Origin of the sequence: Pedococcus sp. (genome assembly GCF_036554925.1) — a bacterium.
In the GTDB taxonomy this organism is placed as follows: domain Bacteria; phylum Actinomycetota; class Actinomycetes; order Actinomycetales; family Dermatophilaceae; genus Pedococcus_A.
The window spans coordinates 1-18621 of record NZ_DATBMI010000232.1 but is presented as its reverse complement, the minus strand read 5'-3'; the positions used below and the strand labels follow the sequence as shown (position 1 = coordinate 18621).

Sequence of the window (18621 nt, the reverse complement as noted above, 5' to 3'; positions counted from 1 at the left end):
GCGCATCTGTTTCGAGAGCCCTGTATGCCGTGAACCGGTCAGCGGTCAAGTGTGCCAGAGAGCGGCGCACATCTCCTAAACGGGAAGGCCCCCTCCGGCATTCCCCACGCCGGGCCCTCGATGCCGCCCTCGATGCCGCCCTCGATGCCGCTCGGCCGACCTCACCGTGGGGGTTTCCCTCCCCTGTCCCGCCGGTGATCCCCCACACTCTGCCTCCTCGCCCAGCCACCTGTGGATGAGCGCCCTCCGTCCCCGACGGATCGGGCCATGCTGCTGCGGGTGGAGCGAGCGCTGGCGGCCAGGGCACGGGGTCAGTTCGGGCTGGTCACGTGGCGCCAGTGCCTGGAGGCAGGCATGACCGAGCGAGCCGTCCGGTGGCGCCTCACGTCAGCGCGCTGGGTTCGCGTGCACCCCGGCGTCTACCTCACCGAGCCTGGCCGCAATGACTGGGAGGTCACCGCGATGGCCGCACTGCTCGCCTGCGGGAGGGGCGCCGCGCTGTCTCATGACAGCGCCGCCTTCGCGTGGGGGCTGTCACGGGGCAGGGGGCAGGTGGTCCGCGTCATCGTCCCGGCCGAGCGCACCGTGGAGGCGCCGGACGGAGTGGCTGTGGTGCGGTCGCGCTCAGCGGTGGCCCGCACCCATGAGACGGCCTGGCCTCATCGCACCACCGTCGAGCACACGCTCCTCGACCTGGCCCAGGAGTCTTCTCTCGACTCAGCTGTGGCACGACTGGCGCGCGCCTTCCAGCAGGGACAGACCACCGAGCGCATGGTGCGCCAGGCCCTCGCCAAACGCCCCCGCCAACGGCACCGAGCCCTGCTCCTGGAGGCCCTGGGCGACCTGGACGGTGGTGCGGAGAGTGTGGCGGAGCTGCGCTTCGTGCGTGACGTCGAGGCCGCTCACGACCTGCCCGTCGCTGTGCGCCAGAGCCCCACGGGTGGCGGGGGCCGTCGCGACAACGAGTACGACGAGTTCGCGCTGGTCGTGGAGGTCGACGGTCGCCTCGGGCATGAGGGCTGGGACGGCAGGCGCAAGGACGGCCGACGTGATCGCCGGGCGGCCCGCGGTGGTCGACTGACGGTGCGTGTCTTCTGGGACGAGCTGGTGCAGACGCCCTGCACGCTCGCGCTCGAGATCGCCGAGCTGCTGCAGGCCAGGGGCTGGGACGGCCGCGCTCGGCGATGCCGTCGCCGAGACTGCGCGGTGCCCCGTCTGGGCGCCTGAACCTGCCCCTCCCCAGCTGGCCACGACTCCTGCGTGTGGGTGTTCACCTACCCCATCGCGTCGGTGGTCCCCCACGCCGGGGCAGGAGTCAGGGGAGCCGGGTCGCGCCCTGGCGGCGGCGGCGCCAGGCCAGCGCCGCGCTCGAGCAGACGAGGACGAGGGGCACCCCCACGACGAGGGGCAGCACGCCGCCGGCGTTGACGTCGATGTGCTCCCCGACCGTGAGGCGCACCGGGGGGCTCAGGGCGGTGCCGTCTGCGGAGGCCTGGCTCACCGTCACCCACACGAGCAGCGGTCCGCTGTCGACGGCCCGCATCGGCCAGGCATGACCCACCGACTCCCCGGGACCGAGCGTGTCGAGGAAGACGGTGCGCTCGGTGCACCAGTCCTCGGGGTCGACGTACCGCTGGGGGTCCGTGCTGAGGATGTCGAGGTGCGCGATCAGCCCTCGGACCGGGTCGGCCGACTCGTTGGTGACGACCGAGGGCAGGTCGAAGGCCTCGCCCACGCTGACCGTGATCTCGCGGCGCTGGACGGCGATCGCGACGGGAGGCGCCTCCCGCGGCGCCGTCTGCACGACCGGGCGGGGCGCGGCCACCGCGGCCGGACCCGTCACCGCGGCCGGACCGGTCACCGCCACCGCGGCCGGACCGGTCACCGCCACCGCGGCCGGACCGGTCACCCCGAGCATGACGGCCGCGAGGACCAGCACACTGCGGACCGCGGCCGGTCTCATCCCTGGCCCCGGGGCATCAGCGAGAGCCGCGAGGCGGCGGCGAGCGCGATGGCCGGCATGACCAGGCCGGCGACCAGTGGCGTCAGCAGCAGGTGGATGTCCTGGGTCATCGGCGTGCCCCTCAGGACGATGCCGTCGAGGTACGGCAGGCCGCTGGTGAAGGGGTCGAGGCGCACCAGCGCCTCGCCCGCCCACCCGCGCAGTGAGGTCGGCGGCAGGAGGGCCGGGGCGTGCAGCGCCAGCAGCAGGAACAGGCTGATGGCCAGGCTGAGCCGCTGCGAGCCGGACCAGATGCTGACGAGCAGCCCGAGCCCGCCGAGGAACAGGGAGAGGAGGGTCCCCACGATGAGCGCCGCGAGCAGGACCTCGCCCCACCGGCTGACGCCGCGGCCCAGCACCCACAGGTACGGCACCGCGACGAGGAAGGCTCCCACCCAGAGCGTCAGCGCCGACATCCCCTTGCCGGCGACGAGGGCCCGCCGCGGCGCAGGGGTGAGGAGGAGGCTCTCGAGCGTGCCTCGCTCACGCTCGCCGCTCACGGCATCCGCGCACCACAGCACCACGAGCAGGCCACCCACCGTCACGGCCGTCTTCACCGCCAGGCTGAGCGACTCGCGCTGCTCGAGGAACGTGAGCGACTGGTTCACCGCGGCGACGTACGTCGTGAAGCTGAGCAGCACGGCATACGCCACCATGATCGCCAGACCGCGGCCCGAGACCCACTGGTCACGGATCTCCCGCCAGGCCACCACCAGGGCCGCACTCACGGCGCACCCCGGTCCCGGTCGGTGAGCGCCAGGAACGCCTCGCTCAGCTGGCCGTCCTCGGCGACCGCGGCGTCGATCCCGCCGCCCTGCAGCACCTCGAGGGCGCGCTCCTGCTCCTCCGGTGGCACCCGGAGCATGCCGTGCGCCGGCCGGGTCACCGCGTCACGCACGACCTCTGCGACCGTGCCGTCCGAGACCAGGCGGCCCCGGTCGAGGATGAGGACGCGGTCGCACACCTGCTCGACCTCGGTGAGCAGGTGCGTGCTGAGGACCACCGTCGAGCCCCGCTCGCGGGAGATGCGGCTGACCAGGCCCAGCACCTGGCGCTGGCCGGCCGGGTCCAGCCCGAGCGTCGGCTCGTCCAGGAAGACCACCTCGGGGTCGTTGACCAGGGCACGGGCGATGCCGAGCCGCTGGCGCATGCCGCGGCTCATCTCGGAGATCCGCGACCGCCCCCGCTCGCCCAGCCCGACCTCGCCGAGGAGCCGGCGGCCCGTTGCCATGGCCTCGCGCCCGGACAGCCCGAAGAGCTGGCCGTGGTAGGCCAGCCACTCCTCCCCGGTCTGCCCCCCGGGGTAGCCGGCGCTCTCGGGCAGCACCCCCACGCGACGGCGGATCTCCGTGGGCCGGGTGTGCGGCACCCCGGCCACCGAGAAGGTCCCGCCGTCGGCCCGGAGCACCGTGCACAGGACCCGGATGGCCGAGGTCTTCCCGGCGCCGTTCGGCCCGAGGAAGCCCACGATCGTGCCGGGCTCGACCGAGACGTCGAGCGAGTCGACGGCGACGGTCCCGTTGTAGACCTTGCGCAGCCCGTGCGCCTCGATGGCCAGCATCGCGCCTCCCAGGCACCACGGCTCGCCGGGGGCCGCCCTTCCCGCGGCCCGTGCTCCTGCGAGTCTAGGAGCGCCGGCGCGGGGGCACCTCAGTCGCTCGGACTAGCCCCGTTTCCCACCGGCCGCGGGGTTGCCTCGCCCGCGGTGGCCGACGGCAGGAACAGCCGCACGGTAGTGCCCTCCCCCTCGGCCGAGGCGACGAACATCTGCCCGCCGTGCCCCTCGACGATCGTGCGAACGATCGCCAGGCCGAGTCCGGTCCCCGGGATGGCCTTGGCGGTGGCGTTGCTGGCCCGGAAGAACCGGTTGCCCAGCTGCTGGAGGTCCTCGTGCGGGATGCCGATGCCGGTGTCGGAGACCGAGATGGCCACCCGGCTGCCCGACCGCTCGGCGCTGATCCGCACGGTGCCCCCCGCCGGCGTGAACTTCACCGCGTTGGAGCCGAGGTTGATCAGGGCACGCTCGAACTGCGTGCGGTCGACGTGGACGCAGAGGTCCTCGGGCGCCGGCTGGGCCTCCAGCTCCACCCGGCCGTTCGCGGCGACCGGGCGGAGCAGCTCGACGACGCCCGCGACGAGGTCGCTGACCGGGGTGTCCTGCGGCGAGGAGTTCAGCCCCGACGTCTCGATGCGGTTGAGCACCAGGAGGTCCTCGATGAGCCCCCGCAGCCGGGTCGTGTTGCGCTCGATCACCTTGAGCGCGCCCAGCTGCGGTCCGGAGAGCAGCCCGTAGTCGCCGTCCTCGAGCAGCTCGAGGTAGCCGGAGATCGAGGTCAGGGGCGTGCGCAGCTCGTGGCTGACCGTCGCCATGAAGTCGGTCTTCTGCCGGTCCAGCTCGGTCAGCCGGTCGACCTGCTCGGCCTGCATCTCCGCCAGGCGCGACGAGACGATGGCCTGCGCCACGTGGGCGACGCACTGCTGCACGCCCTGGATCTCGTAGCGCCTCCAGCGCCGGGGCAGCTCCACGGTCATGAGCGCGAGGAGGCCGAGCGCCTTCTCGCCGACCCCGATGGGCACCATCAGCAGCGAGCGGGCGCCGGTGGCGCGGTGGTATGCCGCGACGCGCGGGTCCGCGGCGACCGCCGGGTCGAGCAGGTCGGGCAGCCGGAAGACGGTGGCCTCCCGGCGCAGCTCGTCGTTGACCGCCGCGACCTGCCCCATCAGCGAGGGCGGGAGCGGGGGCAGCGGCGGCAGGTCGTAGCGGTGGAACTGGGCGCTGCCGTCGGGCTGGCCGTCCTCGCCGATGGTGTGGAGCAGCACGCGGTCGACGGCCAGGCCCTCGCCGAGGGAGGCGCAGACGAGGTGCAGGGCGGCGCCGATGTCGTGGATCCCCCTCACCCGACGGGCGACGTCAAGGGTCAGGCGGTGCACCAGCAGGGTCTGGGCCTGCTCCTCCTGGAGTGCACGCTTGACCCGGGTGAGCTCGTTGTAGTCGGCGGCGAGGGCTCGCACCTCCGCGGCGCCGGTCGCCTCGTCCGCGTGCACGCTGTCGTCGCCCTCGCGCTGGCGGGTGAGCACGCGCCGCAGGTGGCCCAGCGGGGCGATGAGCGAGGTGCCGATCAGGCGGGCCGTCACGACCACCACCACCGCGACCAGCAGGGCCCCGGCCAGGAGCACGCCGAGGACGATCCACACCGAGTTGCGGCTCAGCGCGCGCGACTCGTCGCGCTGGGAGCGGACCACGGTGTCGAGGTCGCGGTTGGCGGCGCGGAACGCGCTGAACCGCTCGGCGGCCAGGTCAGCCGCTGCCTGCCGGTTCGGCGCCGCCGACCGGGCGGCCACCTCGGCGTCCCGCGCGGCATCGAACCAGGCGCCCACCGCGTCGCGCTGGGCCTCCACGAGTGTGCGGTACCGCTGCCGCTGCGCCGCCGAGATCTCGTCGCGGCCCAGGGCGGTGGCCGTCGAGGCGAGCAGTCCCTCGGCCTCGGCCTCCACCCCGGCATACCCCTCGGGAGCGCCCGCCGGGCCCGCGCCGAGCAGGGACTCGCGCCAGGCGGCCTGGGCCTCGGTCATCCGCAGCAGGACGTCGCTGTTGTACTGGAAGGCCGGCCCCACGGCCAGCGTCAGCCGGCGGACGACCCGCTGCTCGGCGTTCGCGGTGATGACCGCGGCGGCCATGATGGACGCGGAGAGGACGAGCAGCACGACCACCGCGCCCCGGATCTGGAGGCGTGCCGGCGCCCGCAGCACGCGCTGCCACCAGGCCCTCATGCCGCGTCCCGATGCACGCCGTCGTCGAAGCCCGTGCGCGTCATGACGCCCCAGACCTGCTTCTTGCCCCGCAGGCTGGCCCACCAGCCCTCGAGGCGCCACCACACGGTGAGCTGCCGGTAGCCGACGTTCTCCAGCACCGACGCGATCAGGGAGACCCCGAGGTCGCGCCACCGCTCGTGCCGGTGGAAGGCCCACTCCTCCAGGGCCATGGCGGCCAGCGTCACGAAGATGGCGTAGCCGTAGGCCACGGCGAGGAAGAGCACGGCATACGGGATGTTGACGACGCCGAGGAGCAGCGCGAGAGGGACGACGACCAGGCCGTAGAGCTCCAGCAGCGGCGCGATGAGCTCGAAGAGCCAGTAGTACGGCAGCGCCACGCCGCCGATCCGGCCGTAGCGCGGCCGGAACAGCATCCCGCGGTACTGCCACAGCGTCTCCCACAGGCCGCGGTGCCACCGGCGGCGCTGGTTGCGCAGCACCTTCAGCGTCGACGGCACCTCCGTCCACGAGACCGGCTCGGGCACGAACTCGACGCGGTAGTCGCTGCCCCGGTCCCGCATCCGGCGGTGGATGCGCAGGACGAGCTCGAAGTCCTCGCCGATGCTGGTCGGGTCGAGCCCGCCGACGTCGACGAGCACGTCCCGGCGGAAGAGCCCGAAGGCGCCGCTGATGAGGATCAGCCCGCCGAACCGCGACCAGCCGGTGCGGCCCACGAGGTAGGCGCGGAGGTACTCGACCAGCTGGATGCGTGGCAGCCACGTCCGCGGCGCGCGCACGTCGACGATGCGACCCGCGACGACGCGGCACCCGTTGGCCGGCCGGATCGTGCCGCCGGTCGCCACGACCCGTGTCGGGTCGTCCGCGAACGGCTTGGCCACCCGCAGCAGCGCGTCGGGCTCGAGGATCGAGTCGGCGTCGATCATCGCCACCAGGGGTTCGTTGGCGACGTTGACGCCGATGTTGAGGGCCTCCGAGCGGCCGGAGTTGTCCTTGGACACCACGACGAGCCGGGTGCGCCCGTCGCGCGGCACGTAGAGCCCGCGCACCTCGGCGCGGAACGGGATGTCACGCGGCACCTCGCGCGGCAGCTCGACGAGGTCGAAGGCCTCGACCAGGCGGGCCAGCGTGGCGTCCTGGCTGCCGTCGTCGACGACCACCACCTCGTGGTGGGGGTAGCGCAGCGACAGCAGCGCCTTGACCGAGGTGACGATGCCCGCCTCCTCGTTGTACGCCGGCACGAGCAGCGAGACACCTGGCGTCAGCTCGCCTCCGAGCGTGTCGACCGTGGTCTTGCGGCCGCGGAGGTAGGACCGGAAGTCCAGGGCGCCGAGCGCGATCAGGACGAGGTAGCTGGTGTTGATGAGGAGGAAGTACACGATGACCGGCACCGAGGTGACGTCCATCAGCCACACGACGACGCCGCGCAGCGGCTCGACGAGCCGGGCCAGGGCGTCGAGGCTCATCGCAGGGTCCCCTGCAGGCGGGCCACGGTGAGGGCGCTGCGCACCGGGCGGGTCTGCGACGCCGCGTCGAGGACGGTGCGACCGGCCGGGCCGAAGCCGACGAGCGCGGTGGCGGCCAGCTCGGCCAGCCGGGGGTCGGGGTCGTGGAGCAGGGCCGCCAGCGTGGGCACCGCCGCGCGCTCGCCGAGGTCCCCGAGCGCCGCCGTGCAGACGCGGCGCAGCGGCAGCGGGTGGGACGACTCGGTATGCCGTGCGAGCACCTCGACGTCCTCGGCCCGCCCGATGCGGCCGAGGGCCAGGGCGCAGGTCTCCCGGACGGTGAGGTCGGGGTCGATGGCGAGCAGGTCGCGCAGGATCGGCAGCGGTCGCGTGAAGCTGCCGGCCCCGCACAGGTGGGCGGCGACCGTCCGGGCCCGGGGGTCGGGGTCGACCAGTCCGTGGGTGAGGGCGTCGGAGATGCCGATCCCCATGGAGAGCAGGGCGTCGGCGGCCAGCCCGGCGGGCAGGCCACCGCCGGGCGCGGCGACAGCCTCCAGCAGGGCGGTCGCGGCGCGGGGGTCGCCGATGAGGCCCAGGGCGTAGGCGGCACTCGAGCGCACCTCGTCGGCGTGGTCGGCGAGCGCCCCCACCAGTGGGTCGACGGCCTCGGGGTCGCGGCTCAGCCCCAGCAGCTGGGCGGCCCGCGCACGTCGCACCGGGGAGCGGTGCCCCAGGTCGGCACGTGCCCGCTCGAGCTGGCCGTGCTGGTCGAGGATGTCGACGAGCTGCTCCGCGGGCAGGCCCCGGATCTTGCCGAGCAGGCCGCCGATGGTCTCGTCGAGGGCTGCCCGGGCCGGCCCGTCCGCGGCGGCGAGCGCACGCCGCCCGGCGCCCGTGTCGTCCTCGCCTGCCGACACCGCGATGAGGTGCTGCCGGTGGGGTGCGACCAGCGCCTGACGTCGTGACTCGCGCCGTGTGCGCAGCGCCTTCGTCAGCACCACCACCACGCCGAGCGCGAGACACCCGAGCGCGACACCGAGGACTGCGGCGAGAAGGAGCGAACCGCTCGTCACCGCGCCCGGGCCAGCATGGTGTTGACGCGGTGCAGCAGCTCGCGAGGGCTGAACGGCTTGATGACGTAGTCGTCGGCGCCGATCGCGAAACCGGTGTCGACGTCGCTGTCGCGCGACTTGGCGCTCAGCATCAGGACCGGCACGCGCGGGTGGTCGCTCTCGCGGATGCGGCGGAGCACGTCGAAGCCGGACAGCCCCGGCATCATCACGTCGAGGACGGCGAGCGCGGGCGGGTCGGCCGCGAAGGCCTCCCAGGCCGCCAGCCCGTCGGGAACCGCCTGCACGGCATACCCGGCCTGCGAGAGCTTGAACTCGACCAGCTCCCGGATGTCGGCGTCGTCGTCGGCGACGAGCACTCGGATCTGCTCCGGCGTGGTCACAGCCGTTCCCTCTCGTTTCTTCGTGGATGCTTCAGTCCAAAAGTAGAGCAGTGTGGGGCGAAACGCCCGACACCATGCGGGTCCCACCCGGGGCCCACAGCCGGCGCACAGCGACGGGCCGCACCCGCTCTCGTGGGTGCGGCCCGTGTGCTGTCCGCGGTCGGAGCCGGGAGCCTAGTCGCGGTCCTCGTCGTCGAGCCTGATCGAGGAGGTCTGCTGCACCTGCATCAGGAACTCGACGTTGCTCTTGGTCTTCTTGAGACGGTCGATGAGCAGCTCGATGCCCTGCTGCTGGTCCAGGGCGGCGAGCACCCGGCGCAGCTTCCACATGATCTTGAGCTCCTCGCCGGAGAGCAGGATCTCCTCACGGCGGGTGCCCGACGCGTTGACGTCGACCGCCGGGAAGATGCGACGGTTCGCGAGGCCGCGGTCGAGCTTGAGCTCCATGTTCCCGGTGCCCTTGAACTCCTCGAAGATGACCTCGTCCATGCGGGACCCGGTCTCGACGAGCGCCGTCGCGAGGATGGTCAGCGAGCCGCCGTCCTCGATGTTGCGCGCGGCACCGAAGAACTTCTTCGGCGGGTAGAGCGCGGCGCTGTCGACACCGCCGGAGAGGATGCGGCCGCTCGCCGGGGCCGACAGGTTGTAGGCCCGGCCCAGCTTGGTGATGGAGTCGAGCAGCACGACGACGTCGTGACCCATCTCGACCAGTCGCTTGGCCCGCTCGATGGCCAGCTCCGCGACGGTCGTGTGGTCCTCGGCCGGGCGGTCGAAGGTGGAGGAGATGACCTCGCCCTTGACCGCGCGCTGCATGTCGGTGACCTCCTCGGGGCGCTCGTCCACGAGGACGACCATGAGGTGGCACTCCGGGTTGTTCGTCGTGATCGCGTTCGCGACGGACTGCATCACCATGGTCTTGCCGGCCTTGGCGGGCGCGACGATGAGGCCGCGCTGCCCCTTGCCGATCGGGGCGACGAGGTCGATGACCCGGGTCGTCAGGACGTGCGGCTCGGTCTCGAGGCGCAGGCGCTGCTGCGGGTAGAGCGGGGTGAGCTTGCCGAACTCGACGCGCTTGCGGGCCTCCTCGGGGCTCATCCCGTTGACGGTGTCGAGGCGCACGAGGGCGTTGAACTTCTGGCGCGCGTTCTGCTGCTGGTCCTCGCGCTGGGCCTTCACCGCACCGGTGACGGCGTCGCCCTTGCGCATGCCGTTCTTCTTGACCATGCCGAGCGGGACGTAGACGTCGTTCGGGCCGGGCAGGTAGCCGGAGGTGCGCACGAAGGCGTAGTTGTCGAGGACGTCGAGGATGCCGGCGACGGGGATGAGGACGTCGTCCTCGCTGACCAGCGCCTCGTTCTCGTACTCGCCCATCTCGCGGCCGCCGCGGCGCTTGTCGCGGTTGCGGCTGCGGCTGCGGCTGCGGCGACGGCCGCGGCCGTCACCCTCGTCGTCGCGGTTGTCCGGGCCCCGGTCGTCGCCACCGCGGGTGTCGCCACCGCGGGTGTCGCCACCGCGGGTGTCACCACCACGGGTGTCACCACCACGACGGTCGCCACTGCGGGTGTCGCCGCCCCGGTTGTCCCCACCGCGGTCGCCGCGGGTGTCCCCGCCTCGGGTGTCGCCGCCCCGGCTGTCCCCACCGCGGTCGCCGCGGGTGTCGCTGCCACGGTCCGCGCGGTCGGCACGGTTGTCGGAGCGGTCGTCGCGGGCCTCGGTGGTGCCGCCCTCGCGGCTGTCGGCACCGCGGGTGCCGCGGTCACGGCCGCGGCGCTGGCCCTCGCGGGTCTCTCCGTCGGACTCGCCGCCGCGGCTCTCGGGGGCAGGCGTCTGGGACGTGGCCCGGCGCTCGCGCTGCGAGGGGGTGTCGTCACGGCGTGCGGGGGCCTCCTCGCGCTGGGCGGGCGCCTCCTCGCGCTGGGCGGGCGCCTCCTGGGCCGTGCGCTCGGCGCGGGCCGGTCGGTCCGTGGGCGCAGGGGCAGCCGCCGTGGACGCCGCGGGGGTGCCTGACTGGCGCGCCTTGATGGCGGTGACCAGGTCACCCTTGCGCATCTTGGCGGTGCCCGTGATGCCCATGCTCGCGGCGAGGCCCTGGAGCTCGGCCAGGCGCATCGCGCTCAGCGCGCCGGATCGGCGCGGCTTCTCGGCCTCTCCCTGCGGAGCGGCGTCGAGAATGGTGGTGTCTGTCACGAAGGATCCTTCCCCCTCGTAAGCGGTCTGGGCTCAGACGCCAGACCGGGGCTTGGGCCATTGCCAGTCACTGTCAGTGGCCGTTGTTTGGCCACGCAAGGCACAGGAAGCCAGGGCAGCGGGGGGCTGCCGGTGCGTGGTGGGTGCACTGCTGCTGGATGCGGAAAGAAAACTCGCATCGGCTGCGAATGCGCCTTCAATGTAACACCAGACCCCCACCAAGGGGACGACCGTCCGCCGAATGTCGCTCAGGACGTGACCGTACGGACCATGACGCCCTCGTCCGGAACCCCGGGTCGCAGGGCCTCCCACTCCTCGCCCGCGGACCCGGCCACCCCGTCCTGCGAACCCCGGGTGGCCAGCACCAGCACGGAGGGCCCGGCGCCGGAGACGACCGCCGCGTGGCCGTCGGCCCGCAGCCGGTCCACGAGCTCCATCGAGTGTGGGTACGACGAGCGCCGCGCCTCCTGGTGGAGACGCTCCTCGGTGGCGGGCAGGAGCAGCTCCGGGTCGTGGCGCAGGGCGTGGACCAGCAGCGCGGCACGGGCCGAGTTGTATGCCGCGTCCGCGAGCCGGACGTGGGAGGGCAGGACCGAGCGCGCCCTGGCCGTGGACAACGTCTCGCCGGGGACGAAGACGACCGGGGCCACCTCGTCGTGGAGCGGCACGCGGACGGTCGAGGTGGCCACGCGTCGGGCGCCGGCGGCCGGGACCTCGTCCTCGGACCACGACAGGGTCAGGCCGCCGTAGACGCTGGCCGAGGCGTTGTCGGGGTGCCCCTCCACCATGGTGGCGATGTCGTTGACGAAACCGAGGTCGGCGCCCAGCACGTCACCGCGCGACAGCGCCGAGAGTGCCTGCGCCGCAGCGATTCCCGTCACGATGGCCGTCGCCGACGACCCCAGTCCCCGGCCGTGCGGGACGGCGTTGCGGCACTCCAGCCGCAGCCCTGCCGGCACCTCCACCGCTGCGCTCCCGGCGAGGTGGTGCCAGCCGGTGAGCATGGAGCGGTAGACGAGGTGGCGCTCGTCGAGCGGGACCTCCCCGGCACCCGACCCCTCGACCTCGACCACGAGGCCCGGTTCGTCGGTGACGGTGGCGGTGCACTCGTCCCAGACGCCCAGCGCGAGGCCGACCGAGTCGAAGCCGGGCCCGAGGTTGGCGCTGCTGGCCGGGACCCGCACGTGCACCGAGGTGCCGGGCTGCAGCCGGTGGGGGCGGGCCTCCCCCATCAGCCTTCCAGCCCGAGGGCCGAGGCGGCGGAGTAGGCGTCGACGGGGACCCGGGTGGGGGTGACCTCCGAGCCGTCGGCGCTGCGCAGGGCCCACTGCGGGTCCTTGAGGCCGTGGCCCGTGACGGTGCAGACGACCGTGGCACCGGCGGGCACCTGCCCGGCCTCGTGGGCCAGGAGCAGCCCGGCCACGCTGGCGGCCGAGGCGGGCTCGACGAAGACACCCTCGCGGGAGGCGAGCAGCCGGTGCGCGGCCAGGATCTGCTCGTCGGTGACGGCCTCGACCATGCCGCCGGACTCGTCGCGGGCCTGCACGGCCTGCTGCCACGACGCCGGGTTGCCGATGCGGATCGCCGTGGCGATGGTCTCGGGGTGGTCGACCGGGTGGCCGAGGACGATGGGCGCCGCGCCCGCCGCCTGGAAGCCCCACATCTGCGGGAGCCGGGACGCCACACCCTCCGGCACGCCCTCGAGTCCGTGCCCCGCGGCATACTCGCGGTAGCCCCGCCAGTAGGCCGTGATGTTGCCGGCGTTCCCGACCGGGAGGCAGTGGATGTCCGGGGCGTCCCCGAGCGCGTCGACGACCTCGAACGACGCGGTCTTCTGGCCCTCGATCCGCGCGGGGTTGACGGAGTTCACCAGCTCGACGGGGTAGGCCTCGGCGAGCTTGCGGGCGAGGGTGAGGCAGTCGTCGAAGTTGCCGTCGACCTGCAGCAGGGTCGCGCCGTGGGCGATCGCCTGGCTGAGCTTGCCCATCGCGATCTTGCCCTCGGGCACGAGCACCCCGCAGGCCATGCCGGCCTTGGTGGCGTAGGCCGCGGCCGACGCCGAGGTGTTGCCGGTGGAGGCGCAGATGACGGCCTTCGCGCCGTGCTTGGCCGCCATCGAGATGGCCGTCGTCATGCCCCGGTCCTTGAACGAACCGGTGGGGTTGAGGCCCTCGTACTTCACGTAGACCTGCGCCCCGGTCAGCTCGGAGAGGTGCTCCGCCGGGATCAGCGGCGTGCCGCCCTCCTGGAGGGTCACGACCGGTGCGCCGTCGAGCATCGGCAGGCGCGCGGCATACTCACGGATCACCCCGCGCCACAGCTGGGCCATCAGGAGCCCTCCACGCGCATCACCGACGTGACCTCGTCGACGGTCGCCAGCCGGGCCAGGGCGTCGACGGTCGCCGACAGCGCGGAGTCGGGGGCGGTGTGGGTGACCACGATGAGGTTGGCGCGGGCCTCGCCGGTCTCGTCGTCGCGCACGACCTGCTGCCGCACGGTCTCGATGGAGACGCCGTGCTCGGCGAACGCGGTCGCGACCTGCGCGAGCACGCCCGGGCGGTCGGCCACGTCGAGGCTGATGTGGTAGCGGGTGAGGGCTGAGCCGATGTCGAGGACGGGCAGCTCGGCGTAGGCGGACTCCCCGGGCCCCTTGCCGCCGCCGACCCGGTGCCGCGCGACCGCCACGACGTCGCCGAGGACCGCGCTGGCAGTCGGGTCGCCGCCGGCGCCCTTGCCGTAGAACATCAGCTCGCCGGCCGCGGTGGCCTCGACGAAGACCGCGTTGTAGGCGTCGCGGACCGAGCCGAGCGGGTGGCTGCGCGGGATCATCGCCGGGTAGACGCGCACGCTGATGCCGACGTCGCGGCCCGCGTCGTCGACGGTGCGCTCGCAGATGGCGAGCAGCTTGACGACGCAGTCCATCTCGCGCGCGGCCTGCACGTCGGCGGCGGTGACCTCGGTGATGCCCTCGCGGTGGACGTCCTGGCTGGACACCCGGGTGTGGAACGCCAGGCTGGCGAGGATCGCGGCCTTGGCGGCGGCGTCGAAGCCCTCCACGTCGGCGGTCGGGTCGGCCTCGGCGTACCCGAGCGCCTGGGCCTGCTCGACGGCCTCGGCGAACCCGGCGCCGGTGGAGTCCATCTTGTCGAGCACGTAGTTGGTGGTGCCGTTGACGATGCCGAGGACCTTGCGCACGTCGTCGCCCGCGAGCGACTCGCGGATCGGGCGCAGGATCGGGATCGCCCCGGCGACGGCAGCCTCGTAGTACAGGTCGACCCCGAACCGGTCGGCCGCGGCATACAGGTTGGGGCCGTCCTCGGCGAGCAGCGCCTTGTTGGCGGTCACCACGGACGCGCCGTGCTCCATGGCCTTGAGGATCAGGCTGCGGGCGGGCTCGATGCCCCCGATGACCTCGATGACGATGTCGGCCTTCTCGACGAGCGAGTCGGCGTCGGTCGTGAAGAGGGTGGGGTCGACGGGCAGGTCCGAGCGGTCGCGGCCCGCGCGGCGGACCGCGATGCCGACGAGGTCGAGCCGGCGGCCGACGCGGGCAGTGAGGTCGTCGGCCTGCTCGGTGAGCATGCGCGCCACCGACGACCCGACCACGCCGCACCCGAGGAGGGCCACCTTGAGCGGCTCCCCCGCTTCCGTTCCGCCGTTCACGCTCACCGTCTGCTCCTTGCGCCCTGTGGGGCTGTTCCGGACATCGCCATCGTGCAGGTGACCACTCCGTGGACGCTCATTGTTCCGCGATCCGGACCGCTGGGACGTGGATTCTCCTCAGCCGACGTCGAGGGCGAGGAGGTCGTCCACCGTCTCGCGCCGCACGACGACCCTGGCCTCGCCGCCTCGCACGGCCACGACCGGCGGGCGCGGCGTGTGGTTGTACTGGCTGGACAGGCTGCGGCAGTACGCCCCGGTGCCCGGGACGGCGATGAGGTCGCCGGCGGCGATGTCGTCGGGGAGGTACTCGTCCATGACGACGATGTCGCCGCTCTCGCAGTGCCTGCCGACGACGCGGGCCAGGCGCGGGGCGGCGTCGGAGTGGCGGCTGGCCAGGGTGCAGGAGTAGTCGGCGTCGTAGAGGGCGGTGCGGACGTTGTCGCTCATGCCGCCGTCGACCGAGACGTAGGTGCGCTTGAGGCCGTGGCCGAGGTCGACGTCCTTGACCGTGCCGACCTCGTAGAGCGTGAAGGTGCTCGGGCCGGCGATGGCGCGGCCCGGCTCGATGGAGATCCGCGGGACGGGTGTGCCGGGGGCGCCGTCGCCGATGCCCTTGAACTCGCGCCGGACGAGGTCGGCCAGCTGCTCGCCGAGCTCCCGGGGCGACAGCGGCGTGTGCTCGGAGGTGTAGGCGATCCCGAAGCCGCCGCCGAGGTCCATCTCGGGGAGGTGGACGCCGTGCCGCTCGGCGACCTGGGCGTGCAGGGCGATGAGGCGCCGGGCGCTCACCTCGAAGCCGGAGGTGTCGAAGATCTGGCTGCCGATGTGGGAGTGCAGGCCGCGCAGGTCGAGGACCTGCGGGTGGGCGAGGATGCGCTCGACCGCCTCGGCCGCGTGCCCGCCGGCGAGCGAGAACCCGAACTTCTGGTCCTCGTGGGCGGTGGCGATGAACTCGTGGGTGTGCGCCTCGACGCCGACGGTGACCCGGACCATCACGGGAGCGCGGACGCCGAGCTCCGTTGCGACAGCGGCGATCCGGTCGATCTCCTCGAACGAGTCGACGACGATCCGGCCGACGCCGTACTCGAGCGCCTGCTGGATCTCGGCGAGGCTCTTGTTGTTGCCGTGCAGGCCGATCCGCTCGGCGGGGAAGCCCGCGCGCTGGGCCACGGCGAGCTCGCCGCCGGAGCAGACGTCGAGGCAGAGGCCCTCGTCGGCGACCCAGCGGGCGATCGCGCTGCACAGGAAGGCCTTGCCCGCGTAGTAGACGTCGACACCGCCGACGGCCTCGAAGGGGGCGGCGAAGTCCTCGCGGAAGGCCCGGGCGCGCGCCCGGAAGTCCTCCTCGTCGACGACGTATGCCGCGGTGCCGAACTCGCGGGCGATCGTCACCACGTCGACGCCGCCCACCTCGAGGCGACCGCTGCCGTCGCGGCGCACGGTCTGCGGCCACAGCTGCGGCAGCAGCTCCATGACGTCGCTGGGCCAGGGCAGCCAGTGCGGCGGGCCGCCATAGCCCTCGGCGTGGAGGGCACCTGCCTCATGGGCTCGCATCGGGCTCGCTCCTTCGGTCGGTTGCGGGTCGGTGCTGCGGCCTGTCGCGTCCTGCCTACATCCGCTCGGGAGCGGAGACCCCCAGCAGGTCAAGGCCGTTCGCGAGCACCTGGCGCGTGGCGTCGTTGAGCCACAGCCGGGTGCGGTGCAGGTCGGTGACCTCCTCGTCGCGGTTCATCGGCCGGACCCGGCAGGTGTCGTACCACTTGTGGAACCGGCCGGCGAGGTCCTCGAGGTAGCGCGCGACCCGGTGCGGCTCGCGCAGCCGGGCGGCCTGGGCGACGACGCGGGGGAAGTCGCCGAGGATCGCCAGCAGCGCCGCCTCGGTCGGGTCCTTCAGCAGCGAGGGGTCGAAGCCGTCCGCGCGGCGGACGCCGTCCTCCTCGGCCAGCCGGTGCACGTTGGAGGTGCGCGCGTGGGCGTACTGCACGTAGAAGACCGGGTTCTCGTTGGTCTGCTTGCGCAGCTCCTCGCCCTCCATCGACAGCGGGCTGTCGGCGGGGTACCTCGCCAGGGAGTAGCGGATGGCATCGGTGCCGATCCAGCCGATGAGGTCGCGCAGCTCGATGATGTTGCCCGCGCGCTTGGAGAGCTTGGCGCCGTTGAGGTCGACCAGCTGGCCGATCCTCACCTCGATGTTGTGCTCCTTGTCGTCGCCGGCGCACGCGGCGATCGCCTTGAGCCGGTTGATGTAGCCGTGGTGGTCGGCGCCGAGGAGGTAGATCTTCTGGTCGAAGCCGCGGTCCTTCTTGGACAGGTAGTAGGCGGCGTCGGCGGCGAAGTAGGTGGGCTCGCCGTTGGCGCGGATGAGCACCCGGTCCTTGTCGTCGCCGAAGTCGGTGGTGCGCAGCCACACCGCGCCGTCCCGGTCGACGACGTGGCCCTGCTCGCGCAGCCGGTCGACGGCCCGCTCGACCGCACCGCTCTCGTGCAGCTCGCGCTCGGAGAACCACACGTCGAAGCTCACGCCGAACGCCGCCAGGGTGTCCTTGATGTCGGCGAGCTGCGCCTCGTAGCCGAGCTGCCGCGCGACGGCGACCGCCTCGTCGTCGGGAAGGTCGAGCAGGTCGGGGCGCTGGGCCAGGGCCGACTTCGCGAGGTCGTCGATGTACGCCCCGGGGTAGCCACCCTCAGGGGTCGGCTCGCCCTTGGCCCGGGCCAGGACGCTGCGGCCGAAGTTGTCCATCTGCGCGCCGGCGTCGTTGATGTAGTACTCGGCCGTGATGTCCGCGCCCGACGCCTTGAGCAGCCGGTGCATCGCGTCACCGAGGGCGGCCCACCGGGTGTGGCCGAGGTGCAGCGGCCCGGTCGGGTTGGCCGAGATGAACTCGAGGTTGACGACCTGGCCCCTGGCCGAGTCGTTCTGGCCGTAGGCCGCCCCCGCCTCGACGATGGTGCGGGCCAGCTCGCCGGCCGAGGCCGCGTCGAGGGTGATGTTGAGGAACCCCGGGCCGGCGACGTCGACGCGGCTCACCCCGGCGACCTCGCCGAGGCGCTCGGCGACCTTCGTCGCGAGCTCGCGCGGCGGCATACCGGCGCTCTTGGCGAGCTGGAGGGCGACGTTGGTCGACCAGTCCCCGTGGTCGCGGTTCCTCGGTCGCTCGACGCGCACCTCGGCCGGCACGACGGCGGCGAAGTCACCGGCCTCGACCGCCTCGGTGAGGGTGGTGCGGATCGCGAGCGAGAGTTCTTCGGGGGTCACCCGCGCAAGTCTAGGGCGCGGCCGGCGTAGTCCCGGCCCTCGCCCATGAAGCCCTCGACGAGCTCGACGAGGAACTCGGGGTCGAACGGCTTGGGCACGAACGCGTCGAGCCCGGCCTCCTCGGCCTGGACCTGGTCGTGCTGCTGCACCGAGGCCGTCACCATCAGGACCGGGATCTCCGCCAGCCGGGGGTCGCTGCGGATGTGGGCGATGGCCCACCAGCCGTCGCGCGGCTCCATCTGCGCGTCGAGGATGACCACCCCGGGCAGCGGGGCGTCCTCGAGGCGCAGGCGCCCGAGCAGGGACTCGCCGTCGACGGCCTCCTCCACCTGGTAGCCGTCGAGCTCGAGGTTGACCCGGATGAGGCGCCGGATCGGCTCGGTGTCGTCGCAGACCAGCACGAGTCCCCCACCGGTTTCCATGTTTGGCACTCTAGGCTGCTAACCTCACCGGGCGCCCATCCAAACGGCGCATGTTGGCCCCCGTAGCTCAGGGGATAGAGCACCGCCCTCCGGAGGCGGGAGCGCAGGTTCGAATCCTGCCGGGGGCACTTCCTGTTCTCATGACCAGGCGTGCCGCACACCTGATGCGTCGACACGCTGGCGAACGGCCCGTCCCGGCCTTCCCCAGGGCGCTTTCCCAGCCCCTCGCCATCCACCTGTGGATGAGCCGGCGGGCGCCCCCTGCATTGGCGACAACCTCTGGGTATGCCGCGTGTGTCCCTGCCTGCCGAGCTCACCTCCCGCGCGTTCACCACCGCGGAGGCGCTCGCGCTCGAGGTGGGCACCAAGCGCCTGCGCGGCGGCGACCTGAGCCGCCCGTTCCACGGCGTGCAGCGTGGCTC

The 18621-nt window shown here is 73.0% G+C and carries 15 protein-coding genes and 1 tRNA gene; 2 read left to right on the top strand and 14 right to left on the bottom strand.

Annotated features, from left to right (window positions below):
* Positions 1 to 267: 267 nt before the first annotated feature.
* A complete protein-coding gene (locus VIB11_RS17165; RefSeq protein ID WP_332057284.1) occupies positions 268 to 1227 on the top strand; it encodes a type IV toxin-antitoxin system AbiEi family antitoxin domain-containing protein in 960 nt (319 codons plus the stop codon).
* Positions 1228 to 1315: 88 nt separating this feature from the next.
* Here the strand turns inward: VIB11_RS17165 and VIB11_RS17160 are convergent, their stop codons facing one another.
* The 14 genes from VIB11_RS17160 to VIB11_RS17095 form a co-directional block, all read right to left on the bottom strand.
* A complete protein-coding gene (locus VIB11_RS17160) occupies positions 1316 to 1963 on the bottom strand; it encodes a hypothetical protein (protein WP_332057283.1) in 648 nt (215 codons plus the stop codon).
* The gene (locus tag VIB11_RS17155; RefSeq protein WP_332057282.1) at positions 1960 to 2730 is read right to left on the bottom strand and encodes an ABC transporter permease; all 771 of its coding nucleotides are present in this window, start codon (positions 2728 to 2730) and stop codon (positions 1960 to 1962) included. The genes VIB11_RS17160 and VIB11_RS17155 overlap by 4 nt, the downstream gene beginning before the upstream one ends.
* Complete coding sequence (locus tag VIB11_RS17150) at positions 2727 to 3563, bottom strand: ABC transporter ATP-binding protein (RefSeq protein ID WP_332057281.1); 837 nt, start codon at positions 3561 to 3563, stop codon at positions 2727 to 2729. The genes VIB11_RS17155 and VIB11_RS17150 overlap by 4 nt, the downstream gene beginning before the upstream one ends.
* Positions 3564 to 3652: 89 nt before the next feature.
* On the bottom strand, positions 3653 to 5773 hold the full coding sequence (locus tag VIB11_RS17145) for an ATP-binding protein (RefSeq protein ID WP_332057280.1): 2121 nt from the start codon (positions 5771 to 5773) through the stop codon (positions 3653 to 3655).
* Positions 5770 to 7239: a glycosyltransferase family 2 protein gene (locus tag VIB11_RS17140; RefSeq protein ID WP_332057279.1), complete on the bottom strand. Its 1470-nt coding sequence runs from the start codon at positions 7237 to 7239 to the stop codon at positions 5770 to 5772. Before VIB11_RS17140 ends, VIB11_RS17145 begins: the two co-directional genes overlap by 4 nt.
* Positions 7236 to 8291, bottom strand: a complete 1056-nt coding sequence (locus VIB11_RS17135) for a HEAT repeat domain-containing protein (protein WP_332057278.1) — start codon at positions 8289 to 8291, stop codon at positions 7236 to 7238. The genes VIB11_RS17140 and VIB11_RS17135 overlap by 4 nt, the downstream gene beginning before the upstream one ends.
* A complete protein-coding gene (locus VIB11_RS17130) occupies positions 8288 to 8671 on the bottom strand; it encodes a response regulator (RefSeq protein ID WP_332057277.1) in 384 nt (127 codons plus the stop codon). Before VIB11_RS17130 ends, VIB11_RS17135 begins: the two co-directional genes overlap by 4 nt.
* A 174-nt stretch (positions 8672 to 8845) precedes the next feature.
* Positions 8846 to 10858: a transcription termination factor Rho gene (gene rho, locus VIB11_RS17125; protein ID WP_414695883.1), complete on the bottom strand. Its 2013-nt coding sequence runs from the start codon at positions 10856 to 10858 to the stop codon at positions 8846 to 8848.
* 248 nt (positions 10859 to 11106) lie between these two features.
* Positions 11107 to 12090 (bottom strand): homoserine kinase, encoded by a 984-nt coding sequence (thrB, locus tag VIB11_RS17120; protein ID WP_332057276.1) that lies wholly within the window; start codon positions 12088 to 12090, stop codon positions 11107 to 11109.
* Entirely contained in the window at positions 12090 to 13187 is a 1098-nt protein-coding gene (gene thrC, locus VIB11_RS17115) for a threonine synthase (RefSeq protein WP_332057275.1), read from the bottom strand. The genes thrB and thrC overlap by 1 nt, the downstream gene beginning before the upstream one ends.
* Positions 13187 to 14527 (bottom strand): homoserine dehydrogenase, encoded by a 1341-nt coding sequence (locus VIB11_RS17110; protein ID WP_332057274.1) that lies wholly within the window; start codon positions 14525 to 14527, stop codon positions 13187 to 13189. Before VIB11_RS17110 ends, thrC begins: the two co-directional genes overlap by 1 nt.
* A gap of 111 nt (positions 14528 to 14638) precedes the next feature.
* On the bottom strand, positions 14639 to 16075 hold the full coding sequence (gene lysA, locus VIB11_RS17105; protein ID WP_332057273.1) for a diaminopimelate decarboxylase: 1437 nt from the start codon (positions 16073 to 16075) through the stop codon (positions 14639 to 14641).
* Between the two features lie 55 nt (positions 16076 to 16130).
* Positions 16131 to 17777, bottom strand: coding sequence for an arginine--tRNA ligase (gene argS / locus VIB11_RS17100; RefSeq protein WP_332057272.1), 1647 nt, complete (start codon positions 17775 to 17777; stop codon positions 16131 to 16133).
* Positions 17774 to 18199: a response regulator gene (locus VIB11_RS17095; RefSeq protein ID WP_332057271.1), complete on the bottom strand. Its 426-nt coding sequence runs from the start codon at positions 18197 to 18199 to the stop codon at positions 17774 to 17776. Before VIB11_RS17095 ends, argS begins: the two co-directional genes overlap by 4 nt.
* A 56-nt stretch (positions 18200 to 18255) precedes the next feature.
* Between VIB11_RS17095 and VIB11_RS17090 the strand changes: the two genes are divergently transcribed.
* A tRNA-Arg gene (locus tag VIB11_RS17090) sits at positions 18256 to 18327 on the top strand.
* The last annotated feature ends 294 nt before the right edge of the window (positions 18328 to 18621 follow it).